We start from the raw sequence: 10242 nt of genomic DNA on the forward strand, positions 1-10242 counted from the left end.
GCTCAATCATTTTCCCATAATGGTGTGGTCGTTCTTTTTAGGACTAATAATTGCCTCGGCTATTTATGTGGCCCGCACCATAAAAAAAAGGAATGCAGGCACTGTAACTGCCGGAATTGCCGGAATTGTCATTGCCTATTTCATAACCGTAATATCGCCGGCCGAAGCCAATACAACCTGGTGGTTCATTTTTCTTTCCGGTTCCATTGCCATTTGCGCCATGATTTTACCCGGTATTTCAGGCAGTTTTATACTGGTGCTGCTGGGCATGTACAAATTTATACTCTCCGCCGTTGGCAACTTCGAGCTTGCAATAATACTTACTTTCCTGGCCGGGGCGGTGGTAGGGATTATCGCCTTTTCAAATGTTCTGTCGTGGTTCCTGAAACATTTTCATAACCTTACTATTGCAGTACTGGCTGGTTTCATGGTAGGTTCGCTCAATAAAGTATGGCCATGGAAAGAGGTGACTGAATCATTTATTGACAGACACGGAGAAACCCGGCCGCTGGTTGAACAAAATGTGCTCCCCGGCACTTATGAACAAATTACCGGTAACGAAGCCTGGCTTTTGGGTGCCATTGTTATGGCAATTGCAGGGTTCGCAATAATTTTTGTAATAGAAGGTTTAACCAAACCGAAAAAAGAGAAGCGATGAAAAAAAAATACGGATTAACAGGCTACCCGCTCACCCACTCTTTTTCAAAACGTTTTTTTACCGAAAAGTTTGAAAAAGAGAAGATTGATGCAACGTACGAAAATTTCGAGATTGAATCGATCTCGTGGTTACCCGAAATTGTAAAAACCAACCCTGACCTGATTGGGCTAAATGTTACCATTCCGTACAAGGAAAAAGTTATTCCTTATTTGAACGAACTGGACGAAGCAGCCGAAAAAGTTGGGGCAGTGAACACGGTAAAAATCAACCATAAAGAAGACAGTGTCTTTTTAAAAGGTTTTAATACTGACACTTACGGATTTGAAGCTTCATTAAAACCGCTGTTAAAAACGCACCACACAAAAGCATTGGTTCTGGGAACCGGCGGGGCATCAAAAGCCATCAAATTTGTGTTGAACAAACTGGGAATCGGTTTCATTTCGGCATCAATCGAAGAGCTGAAGGAGAATGAAATCCGTTATGAAGATATTGACCAAAAAATGATGGAAGAACGGCTATTAATCATCAATGCCACACCACTGGGAACCTATCCGAAAACAGAAACTTATCCACCCATTCCTTATGAATATATTTCTGAAAAACATTTGTTGTTCGATTTGGTGTATAACCCCGAAGAGACTCAATTCATGAAAAAAGGAAAAGAAAAAGGGGCTGCCGTGAAAAACGGCTACGAGATGCTTTTGCAGCAAGCACTTAAATCGTACGAAACCTGGAACAGCGAAAGTTAAAGCAACTAACCATTTAACATTTTTACAATTTAACAATTTGCCAATTCACAATCCATGGAGAAGAAAAAGATACTATTTGTTTGTTTGGGAAATATCTGCCGCTCGCCAAGTGCGGAAGCAGTTTTCAGGGGGCTGGTGAAAGATGCCGGAGTGGAAGACCGGTTTGAAATCGACTCGGCAGGAACCAGCGCCTGGCATGCCGGCGAACCTGCTGATGAACGTATGCAAATCCATGCTCAAAAACGTGGCTACAAACTCACAAGCATTTCCCGGAAGTTTGATCCGGAGGCTGATTTTAACCATTTCGACATGATTATTGGGATGGACGATGAAAATTTTGAAACGCTGAAAAGGATGGCCCGCAACCGGGATGACCTTCATAAAATTTATAAAATGACCGATTTCAGAAAAGAGTGGAATTACACCGAAGTACCTGACCCGTATTACGGTGGCGACGAAGGTTTTGAACTGGTGCTCGACCTGCTCGAAGATTCCTGCGAGGGATTACTGGAAAAAAACACATAACGCAGCCTGCGTTTTACTGAATAATTTCCACCGAAACCGTCACAATTCCCGGTTCATTTTCCAGCTCATCGGCCAGTTTTTGAACATCCAGAAAGTCGGTTACGGCAACCAGAAAGGTTATTTTGTCGGTTGCCTCGTTAACGTTTCGCTCAAAACCTGTTGAGTTAATCTTTACATCAAAAGCTTTAAAAATATCATTCAGTGCTTTCAGATTGGAATGTTTCTTTTTGATAATTACTTCAACTTTGCGGAGCGAGCGTTCTTTAAAGAAGCGTTTTTCAAAAAAGTTCATAATGGTGAGGGCAAATAAAACCACCAAAACGCCAATTAAACTAATGGAATACATTCCGGCACCAATCGCCAGCCCAATGGCAGCCATGGCCCAGATTGAAGCTGCTGTTGTGAGGCCTTTCACATTTGCACCAAACTTTAAAATTGCACCACCACCCAGAAACCCGATTCCCGAAACCACCTGCGCTGCAATCCTGCCGGGATCACCGTTTTGAAAATTGTTAAATGTTTGCGGAATAAAAATGGAAATGAGCATTACAATAGTAGAACCGATGCTGATTAAAATGTGTGTGCGGAGCCCGGCAGGCTGGTTGTGTGTTTCGCGCTCGAGCCCCACAAGCATCCCCACAAAAAAGCTGAGCAGTAACCGCAGTGTTGCCGTTTGCCCGTTTATTTCGGTAGATTCTAAAACCTGATTGATAAACTCCATGTCGTTCAATTTTTTGATTTCCTAACCCAAATAATTCATTAATTACTTCTGCCTCCGACAGCGATTAAGATTCTCTAAAAACTTTAAAAAAAGTTTAAGTTCATCTAAATCGGGGTTAACCAGAACTTTATTCATTTTTTAAAGTTTATGAATAGTTCAGGCTAAATTACAAAATAATACAGACAACAAAGAAGAATCACCAGTGCTTAACCTGTTTTCATTTTGACGTTGTCAGGAGCATCGCACGCTGACAAGTCTTTGGTTTTGAACCTGTCAACGTCAATAGACTTGACAGCGTTAACTAAACGACATTACAATAAGATTTATAAATTAGTCTTTAAATTACGGCTCACTTTAGTGAACGGATTCGTGGAACGCAGATGTTTAAGGGATTTTAACCCCATTGTCAAATTTTTAAATATATTCACTAAATGCTTAATTCAACCCGTTGGGGGAATTAAAATGTAACATACTGAATCACAGTTCGACTCCGCTCACTGTGACAGTCAGACTGAGCGGAGTCGAAGTCTGAAAGTCAGATCTTTGGAAAACAATTCCGCCAACGCGTCTAATTCAATTAATTATTATCGAAGTGATACAAAAATGTAACCAGCGCATCATAAGCCGGTTTTTTCTGTCCCTCGATTTCAACCACAATTTTCACCTGAATTTTTGCAATCCCACGCAGGTTGCGAATATCGTTGAGTGAAACCCGGGCCCTGATTTTATCGTTCACCAAAACCGGTTGCTGAAAGCGCAACTTCTCGATTCCGTAGTTCACAATCATTTTTACATTGCGCACATCAACAATCGAGTACCACAAATAGGTAAGCATAGAAACCGTTAAATAGCCGTGGGCAATGGTACTTTTAAAAGGCGACTCTTTTGCTGCCCGCTTCGGATCAGTATGAATCCACTGATAGTCGAGGGTGGCATCGGCGAATTTATCGATTTGATCCTGGGTAATTTCAACGTATTCCGAAACACCAATTTCTTTTCCCAGGTAGGCTTCAAACTCTTCGTAATTGTTGATTATTGTTTTTTCCATGAAATTTTGATTTAATGGCATACAAAATAAGGATTTATTTTCCGTAAAGCAGAATTTAGGGGGGCAACAAATAATCAAAAATTAAAACCACGGCAGTTAACAACCGAATATTAAGACTGACTGTTCCAATTTTAAATAGTAAACTTCCTTTCAAAATAAATTCACACCTTTGCACACATTTTCAAGGAATATGAAAAACTTTTTACAAAGCACAACATTTCTGGCCATTCTGGCATGCTGGCTCTGGTCAACAGCTTTTACCGGTGTTAAAATCGGATTGGAGTACCACACTCCTTTCCAGTTTGCCGGCATTCGTTTTTTCCTCGCCGGATTGCTGATTTTTATTCTTTGGGGAAAATGGGCACGCTTTTTCAGGGAAGTAAAAGCACACTACAAATTTATAATTCTGCTTGCTTTAGTACAGGTATTTATGCAGTATGCGCTTTTTTACAGCGGCCTCGATCTCATTCCCGGTTCACTGGGGGCAATGATTATTGGCTCATCACCATTGTTTGTGGCCATTGTGGCGCACTACGCGTTTAACAACGATAAAATGACACCGCTTAAAACATTTAGCATATTTATTGGAGTTGCAGGAATTGCCATTATTACTCTGGGCCGGACAAAAGTGGAATTAAAGGGTGAATATGAATTACTGGGAATTTCATTGCTTTTGATTAACAACCTGGTGGCCGGATATGCCAATGTAATGGTTTCGAAAAGCCCGAAAACGGTGCCTCCCATGATTTTAAGTTCTACCTCGCTGATGATTGGCGGACTGCTGCTTTTTCTTGTTTCCATTCCGGTTGAAGGTATCAACTTTGGTCCGTTTCCGGCTGAATATTACGGGGCACTCGCCTGGCTGAGTTTCTTGTCGGCTGCCGCCATTTCAATCTGGTACACGCTTTTAAGACGACCGGGTGTAAAAGTTTCCATCCTCAATGTCTGGAAATTTCTGATTCCGGTATCGGGTGCTATTCTCAGCTGGATTGTCCTTGAAAACGAAAGCCCTGATTTTCATTCAATTCTCGGCATGGTTGTAATTGCCTTATCGTTGCTTGCATTGAATTATGCCAACCGCCGTGAAACAAAAAACCGGCTCCGCAGCAGGAAACCGGTTCAGTAACAAATATTTATCATATTGATTTATTCTTCAATCACCAGCAATTCAATTTCGCGGAAATCGGTCGGATGACTTTCGGCCTGGATTGAAATGGTTCCTTTCGAAAGGATTTTGTTGCCGTCTTCGGGCAGCAGCTTTTCGTAGTATTGATCCCGCGGATCGAGTTGTGGCTTTTCGTAACTCATCACCTCTTCGCCTTCCACAAAATGACGCATTACTTCGCCTCCCCTCACTTCTACCTCAACAGTAACCCACTGGTCGCCGTGATAAGTTTTCGAGCCTGATGTAATACAATGGTCTTCAAGCAAAACACCATCCAGTACAATATTGGTTCCGGGAGTACAAACATTCATGGTAGAACGCTCGTCGGTGCCATTCCCACCCAAAAGCTGCACCTCAACAGAAACCGGGAAATCCTGATCAACTTCCATGGTTTCGGCAGGCTGGCCGTGAAGCATTAATCCGTTATTGCGAAATGCCCAGCCCGGTCCGCCGGCTACCTGCTCGTCAACAAAGCGGTATTCAACCCGCAGGCGATAGTGCGAAAATTCATCTTTGTAAAACAGATGGCCGAACTGGCCGCCCCACTCATCCCATTCGTCGTAACGAACACGCAGCAGACCGTCTTCAACCCTGAAGGTATTGTTGAAATTTTCGCCTAACTCGTAGCCGGTAAATTTAACCTGCCAGTCGTTCAGGTCTTCGCCGTTAAACAACTGAATCCAGTTTTCTTCGGTGGCGGTTTGTGCCGATTTTTCATCGTTCTGTTTTGAGTTTGATTTTGAGCCGCATGAAGTGGCCACTATAACCAAAGCTACAAACAAGGTTTTTGTCAGTAAGTTAATTGTCCGCATTTTAATTATTTATTTAAATGATTTATTGAATCCGTTTTTGAAAAGTAAAGTTAAAAATAAATCTGATTTCCTGCAGGCAATGTCAGTTTTCATTCTCCAGCACTTTTATGGTTGTCCGGCGGTTCATTCGGCGGCCTTCCGGCGTGTCGTTGGTGGCAACGGGTTGCTTTTCGCCATAACCGGCAGTACTCAAACGCGTTCGTTTTATGTCATGTTCTGTTAAATAACCAGCTACTGATTTTGCCCTCAGTTCCGAAAGCTCCTGGTTACTTTCTAACCGTCCGGTATTATCAGTGTGTCCCTGGATTTCGACCTTTAATCCGGGATTCGTTTTTAAAAATCCAACCAGCTTCATCAACTCAGGCTCCGATTCGGGCAAAATATTAAATGAATCAGTTTCAAAATAAATGTTGTATAAATTCATTTCGGCACCAACCTGCACGGGTGTCAGTTCAATTGTTAACTCATAAGGATCGTAAACCTGGCGCGATTCAGTCAATTCAAAGGCATCAGAATAAAACAGGTACCCTTCCCGGGAAACCGAAAAGCTGTAATCGGCCCCAGAGGGCAGGCAAAGCAACATTTCGCCGTTGTTGTCAGTTTCTTCATTTCTCGCGGGCTGCTCTTTATTAGTGAGGTTTACCAGTTCAACTTTTGCAGTTACCGGATTCCCCGAAATGGCATCGACAACTGTGGCATGCACATACGTTGCCGGTTCGGGCTGAATGGATTCGTCGAGTATGAAAGCATAAATATCGAGTCCGGTTTTTTCATTTCGTTCCGAAGAAAAATAAGCAGTCTGTCCGTCGGTGCTCACAAACAACCCCTGCTCATTATTAAAAGTATTGACCGGGTAGCCAAGGTTTTTGGCCGCTGAAAAAACAGAGTCGTTTTTAATGGTGGCCATAAACAGGTCGAAGCCCCCCATCCCGGTGTGGTAGTCGGATGCAAAATAGAACGACTTGTTGCCGGCATGAATAAAGGGGGACGTTTCGTTTCCGGGAGTGTTTACTCTGTCGCCGGGATTCCAGGGTTCCCCCCATTTAAGCAGGCCGTTTTCATCAATACCCGCAATTTCGGTCCGCCAGATATCTTTTTCTCCTTTTCCGCCGGGGCGGTTGCTTGTAAAATAAAGGGTACGCCCATCCGATGAGACAGAAGGCTGCGCTTCCCAATATTTTGTGTTCAATGGCGATCCGGCATTTACCGGGCGGCTCCATTTTCCGTTTTCCCGGAATGAATAATAAATATCGCAGCTACCCATGCCGCCGGAGCGGTTGCATGCGGTAAAAAAGAGGATTGAACCGTCGGCTGATAAACTCTGCGCCCCCTCATTTTCGGGAGTATTCAAATCCGCCATAGCTTCTGCCTGCCCCCAGCCGTCAGGGCCAAATTCTGAAATATAAAAATCTTCCTGCGGCAATTGCCCGGGAGTTTTCACCAGACGTGTAACCACCAGTTTTTTGCCATCGATGCTCAGGCTGGGCCAGTATTCGTCAAAAACAGAATTGACGGCATCGGGCAATCGGCGGGGATGGAATTCTACCGGGTTTTCAATAGCATCGAGCGCAAAGATGCAATTCTCAATTTTTCGTTTTACCTCATCGGTCCTCGATGACTCCTCTTTTACCAGATCTGAAAATTTCCGGTAAGCAACAAGTGCATCGGAATATTGCCCCACAGAGAAATGCACCTCCCCCAAACGAAAATAAACAAGTTGATTTTTAACCAAAGCAGCAGCTTTTTGCAAATGCAAAATCTCCTTGTCCGGATTATGCGTTTCCCTGTAAATATCAGCCAGCATGAGGTGGGCATCAACATAAGAAGAGTCACGCTGTAAAATCCGCTCACAATAGTCGATTGCCGGTTCATATGATTGTTGCTGAAAATACTGCCTGGCTTGCGAAAACCAACGTTCGGATCTGCGATCATTCTGGGCAAAAACAATATTTGAAAATACCAACAGCATTAATACCACACCCAAAATCTGTTTTAATTTTGTGTTCAGGACCCAATAAACAGGTTTGTTTCTTAGTGCTTTGCCCATTTTTCATTCACTATTTAAAAACAGTTTAAAAAAGACATCGAATTGTTTTTTGTATTTATTTTTTTTCCTAATTTGCCCTTGAAAACTTAAATAATTTAAATGTTTTATTTTTTTTTGAACATACCCTGAAATGAAACGGAAAGTAAACAAAAAAAATTTCAACGAAGTGGACAACTTCGACAGAAAAGTAAAAAAGAAATCGCTTAAAAGAGAAAAAAGCTCCAAAAAGAGGCTTTCAATTTACGATGAATTCGATGATGAGGATCTCGATGATTTTTCTTACAGCAAACCCAATGACTTGGACGACGATGAAGACGAAGAAGATTTTAATGATTAACCTATAAGCAAAAATCCCGATTTACATATTGGCCTTCCCCCCCCACCTCTTCAACAGGAGAATTATGTTTATGCCGTTATCATAAACAGAATGGGCATTCTCAAATGATAACTCTGTTGTGTCGGCTATGAGCTGTTATTATGAGTGCTCTCATAATTTTTTTGGGCAAAATGAGACGATAACAAGAAATTTCCAAAATCCAAATCATAAACCCCAAACCCGCCTGAACCGGACGGGCAGGTAAACTCCAATTTACAAATGGGTAAAGTTCCAAAATTCTCTATCTCTCATGTTTTGAAAATTATTTTTTGCTTTTGGGAGCTTATTTGGATTTTGCTTCTTGTTATTTGCTATTTTACTAATATACAACATATTAATGAAATCAACCAATAATCTTGGAGCGTCATGCTGAGTTTCCTTCCCGTCCCGTCAGGCGGGGTTCAGCATCTCTGTCATCTTCGCATTATGCCTTATAAAATTAGGTTAAATCCCAAATTGATAATTTCTGCATTTTGCATTTGACACTACTCGTGAATCCGTTATTGAAAATATCCATTTATTAGTCTCCGGCAATAAAAGCTTCTGCCCCAGGATAATTGTATTTTGCCCGTGCTATTCTCTCCGGGAAAATAAAATACGTGACATCAGCGGTGGCGCAGGGTTCGTTATTGCCGTCGTAAAGGGTACATTCCAACATTGCTTTTCGTTTTTCTGTTGAAATCAAATGGCCTTTCACAGTAACAGATCCTTTTGAAATGTGAACCGGCTTGTTGTAACTGACATTCAAATTGGTGGTGACACCGGCTGTTTTAAGCTTTACAAAAACCACCCAGGCAGCAACTTCATCCAGCAGTGTGGCCTGGATACCTCCGTGCAACACATCAATCCAGCCTTCAAACTGATGCCGGGGAGTCCATTTGGCTAGCACTGTGTCATCATCTTCCCAAAATTCCAGGTGCAAACCAATATCGTTGGCAGGCGAGCAGCCAAAGCAGTTATACTCTCCTTGGCTATTCATTGCGGCAAAAGGATTGGAAATTTTTCTCATTCCGGTTGATTTTAAAAGAAAAAGGCCGGTAAAAAACCAGCCTTTGTTCCTATTTATTTTATTTCTAATTATTTCCCAAAATCAGTGGTAAGCCATCGTCGCCACTTCCAATAACAACTACCTTGGCATTCTGCGATTTAGCCAGTTCGAGTGTAGCCTCAATACCTCTCTGTTTCAAAATATTATCAGTTAAACTATTGCTGATAATTTCGTTGTATCTTGAAATACCTTCTGCCTCAATGCGTTTCCTGTCAGCTTCCAATTCTGCACTCTGTAAGCGGAATTCGTAGGCACGGGCTTCCTGCTCCTGTGTCAGCTTCTTCTCAATGGCATTTTTAATCTGATCGGGTAAATTAATCGAGCGGATAAGCAGGGCGCGCATATCAATATAATTTGCATTCAATACATCTTCGGTTTCTGTTTTAATGGCAGTTTCCACTTCCGAGCGTTTGGTTGAATAAATCTCTTCGGCGGTATAACGCCCTGCAACCTGCCGCACCGTTGAACGCACCTCGGGGATGACCAGCACATTTATGTAGTTGATCCCAAACTGCTGGTAAAGTTCCCCTATATCCTGGTAAATGGGATTAAAACGAACTGTAACATCCATGTTAATAGATAATCCGTTTTTATCCAGCACATCCATGGGTTCATCACGTTGCTGCTCGCGCACATTATAAACGTACATTTTATTCCAGGGTGCAATGATGTGAAATCCTTCGCCATAAATATTTTCTTTGTCGAGCCCGGTGGTGTACGGGCGGAAAATAACACCTCTTTCACCTGCATCGATTATTAAAAACATGCGGCCTCCGAATAATAAAAGCACCAACAGGATAACCACAATCACCACGATGTAAGATGTTTTAAAATTAAATTTCATTTTTTAACCTTTTTAAAATTTGCACAAATGTAACAAGTTTGCGGTTTATGGTAAACAAATCAATTCATTATTTGGATGAAAAATTATTCTAATTGGCAGGAATGACTTCCGTTTTTATCTGTTGAATATCATTTCAATTTTACATCCCTGCCCGGCGAAATAACATGAAGACGGGAAACCACAAACAAGGGGCAGCTTTTACTTATTACATAAGGGTTTTAGCCTGTTAGCTGAATAATAAAAAGCAGT

Annotated in this window: 11 protein-coding genes; 5 read left to right on the plus strand and 6 right to left on the minus strand. The window is 42.0% G+C overall.

What is annotated here, in order from left to right; translation table 11 throughout:
* From ACTCNA_RS16270 to ACTCNA_RS16280, 3 genes are all read left to right on the plus strand, one after another.
* The coding region (locus ACTCNA_RS16270; RefSeq protein ID WP_462948994.1) for a DUF368 domain-containing protein at positions 1-658 on the plus strand (658 nt) is incomplete at its 5' end.
* Complete coding sequence (locus ACTCNA_RS16275) at positions 655-1407, plus strand: shikimate dehydrogenase family protein (protein ID WP_462948995.1); 753 nt, start codon at positions 655-657, stop codon at positions 1405-1407. The genes ACTCNA_RS16270 and ACTCNA_RS16275, both read left to right, overlap by 4 nt.
* Before the next feature lie 54 nt (positions 1408-1461).
* Positions 1462-1932, plus strand: coding sequence for a low molecular weight protein-tyrosine-phosphatase (locus tag ACTCNA_RS16280; RefSeq protein ID WP_462948996.1), 471 nt, complete (start codon positions 1462-1464; stop codon positions 1930-1932).
* A gap of 13 nt (positions 1933-1945) precedes the next feature.
* Here ACTCNA_RS16280 and ACTCNA_RS16285 read toward each other — a convergent pair whose 3' ends face one another.
* Both ACTCNA_RS16285 and ACTCNA_RS16290 read right to left on the minus strand, forming a co-directional pair.
* On the minus strand, positions 1946-2653 hold the full coding sequence (locus ACTCNA_RS16285; protein WP_462948997.1) for an MgtC/SapB family protein: 708 nt from the start codon (positions 2651-2653) through the stop codon (positions 1946-1948).
* A gap of 577 nt (positions 2654-3230) precedes the next feature.
* Complete coding sequence (locus ACTCNA_RS16290) at positions 3231-3701, minus strand: MaoC family dehydratase (protein ID WP_462948998.1); 471 nt, start codon at positions 3699-3701, stop codon at positions 3231-3233.
* A 190-nt stretch (positions 3702-3891) separates the two neighbouring features.
* Here ACTCNA_RS16290 and ACTCNA_RS16295 point away from each other — a divergent pair, with 190 nt between their 5' ends.
* Positions 3892-4827 (plus strand): DMT family transporter, encoded by a 936-nt coding sequence (locus ACTCNA_RS16295; protein WP_462948999.1) that lies wholly within the window; start codon positions 3892-3894, stop codon positions 4825-4827.
* Positions 4828-4847: 20 nt separating this feature from the next.
* Here the strand turns inward: ACTCNA_RS16295 and ACTCNA_RS16300 are convergent, their stop codons facing one another.
* Positions 4848-5678, minus strand: a complete 831-nt coding sequence (locus tag ACTCNA_RS16300) for a 3-keto-disaccharide hydrolase (protein ID WP_462949000.1) — start codon at positions 5676-5678, stop codon at positions 4848-4850.
* Positions 5679-5760: 82 nt separating this feature from the next.
* Positions 5761-7725, minus strand: coding sequence for an OmpA family protein (locus ACTCNA_RS16305; protein WP_462949001.1), 1965 nt, complete (start codon positions 7723-7725; stop codon positions 5761-5763).
* A gap of 130 nt (positions 7726-7855) precedes the next feature.
* On the opposite strand from ACTCNA_RS16305, the gene ACTCNA_RS16310 reads away from it, so the two are divergent.
* Positions 7856-8062 carry a hypothetical protein gene (locus ACTCNA_RS16310; protein ID WP_462949002.1) on the plus strand — a complete coding sequence of 69 codons (207 nt, stop codon included), beginning with the start codon at positions 7856-7858 and terminating at the stop codon, positions 8060-8062.
* Positions 8063-8621: 559 nt separating this feature from the next.
* Here the strand turns inward: ACTCNA_RS16310 and ACTCNA_RS16315 are convergent.
* Together ACTCNA_RS16315 and ACTCNA_RS16320 are read right to left on the minus strand one after the other, a co-directional pair.
* A complete protein-coding gene (locus ACTCNA_RS16315; protein ID WP_462949003.1) occupies positions 8622-9110 on the minus strand; it encodes a PaaI family thioesterase in 489 nt (162 codons plus the stop codon).
* Positions 9111-9174: 64 nt separating this feature from the next.
* A complete protein-coding gene (locus ACTCNA_RS16320) occupies positions 9175-9993 on the minus strand; it encodes a prohibitin family protein (RefSeq protein WP_462949004.1) in 819 nt (272 codons plus the stop codon).
* Between the last annotated feature and the right edge of the window lie 249 nt (positions 9994-10242).

The sequence above is a fragment of the Tangfeifania sp. genome, assembly GCF_055108615.1.

Coding starts and splice junctions, on each gene's coding strand:
- ACTCNA_RS16320 (WP_462949004.1), bottom strand. CDS start 9,993: ATGAAATTTAATTTTAAAACATCTTACATCGTGGTGATTGTGGTTATC.
- ACTCNA_RS16310 (WP_462949002.1), top strand. CDS start 7,856: ATGAAACGGAAAGTAAACAAAAAAAATTTCAACGAAGTGGACAACTTC.
- ACTCNA_RS16315 (WP_462949003.1), bottom strand. CDS start 9,110: ATGAGAAAAATTTCCAATCCTTTTGCCGCAATGAATAGCCAAGGAGAG.
- ACTCNA_RS16280 (WP_462948996.1), top strand. CDS start 1,462: ATGGAGAAGAAAAAGATACTATTTGTTTGTTTGGGAAATATCTGCCGC.
- ACTCNA_RS16285 (WP_462948997.1), bottom strand. CDS start 2,653: ATGGAGTTTATCAATCAGGTTTTAGAATCTACCGAAATAAACGGGCAA.
- ACTCNA_RS16295 (WP_462948999.1), top strand. CDS start 3,892: ATGAAAAACTTTTTACAAAGCACAACATTTCTGGCCATTCTGGCATGC.
- ACTCNA_RS16305 (WP_462949001.1), bottom strand. CDS start 7,725: ATGGGCAAAGCACTAAGAAACAAACCTGTTTATTGGGTCCTGAACACA.
- ACTCNA_RS16290 (WP_462948998.1), bottom strand. CDS start 3,701: ATGGAAAAAACAATAATCAACAATTACGAAGAGTTTGAAGCCTACCTG.
- ACTCNA_RS16275 (WP_462948995.1), top strand. CDS start 655: ATGAAAAAAAAATACGGATTAACAGGCTACCCGCTCACCCACTCTTTT.
- ACTCNA_RS16300 (WP_462949000.1), bottom strand. CDS start 5,678: ATGCGGACAATTAACTTACTGACAAAAACCTTGTTTGTAGCTTTGGTT.